This is a genomic window from Campylobacter concisus, from assembly GCF_002165785.1.
Classification (GTDB): Bacteria; Campylobacterota; Campylobacteria; order Campylobacterales; family Campylobacteraceae; genus Campylobacter_A; species Campylobacter_A concisus_W.
In genome coordinates, this window is record NZ_NDYO01000024.1 from 1 (window position 1) to 955 (window position 955).

General features: G+C 31.9%; 1 protein-coding gene. It reads left to right on the top strand.

What is annotated here, in order from left to right; all coding sequences use genetic code 11:
- Nucleotides 1–45: 45 nt before the first annotated feature.
- Nucleotides 46–955: thioredoxin reductase (locus B9N62_RS10270; protein ID WP_087585404.1), on the top strand; the 910-nt coding region annotated here is incomplete at its 3' end.

Genomic DNA, 955 nt, shown 5'->3' on the forward strand with positions numbered 1-955 from the left:
GCTACCACCATAGTAATGGAAGATGGTCTTTACATAGGATAACAGATGAAAAAGATTATATTTACAGCTTTAGCTATCTTAGTAATAGCTACATCACTAATAGCAATAAATAAAAGAATGAATAAAGGAAATTTAATGGATAACAATAATACATATATAGTTATAGCTCCGAATGGAGATGAAATCGAGGTGGACAAAAAAACAAATTTAATTGCTTCAAAAAATATTGCAAATGATGAAGCTTACCTAAAAGAAAAATCCCAAATGCTCCTAGACTCCCGCTCCATCCTAGACTCATCTCCATATAAAGACTATAAACCACTATACTATAATCCTAAACCAAATTCTCTAGGTCAAACAGACTATCTATCATTTAAGCCTTGGCTAGATATTAGCTATAAATCAAGTTCAAACAAGATAGCCCCTTGGACTAAAACAGAAAAAGCTTATTATGAAAGTCTAAAAGATAAAAGAGATAGATATATCTATCTAGTAAAAAGAAGCAATCTAAAATGCACTATGATAGATATCCCAGAAGATGCTATAGGTAGAGTAGATAGTAAAGGCAAATTAACTAAACCAGAATATGCTGAAATTTATGATGAAGTAGATAGAAATAAAAATACACTTAAATCAGAACTCTTTATAGGAGAGTGGGGAATTTGTGCTGGGGTATTAGGAGATAGTGAATCACTAGGCAATGGAAATGAAGGTGGATTTAAAGCAAGAGAATTTCAAGCAGTATTTTTAGCAGCCCAACTAGGAGAAGTAGAAGCATTACATGTATTAGCAGATTGCTTTAAATACTATACATATACAGTTGGAGTAAATAAAAATTTAGACACCTACGAAAAAATTCTTAAACTATATAAAAATCCCCCACTAGACGAATATGGCATGATGCCCTATCTTGATGAGATAGTAGGAAGCTATTTCGTGATGGATTTTAATAGGG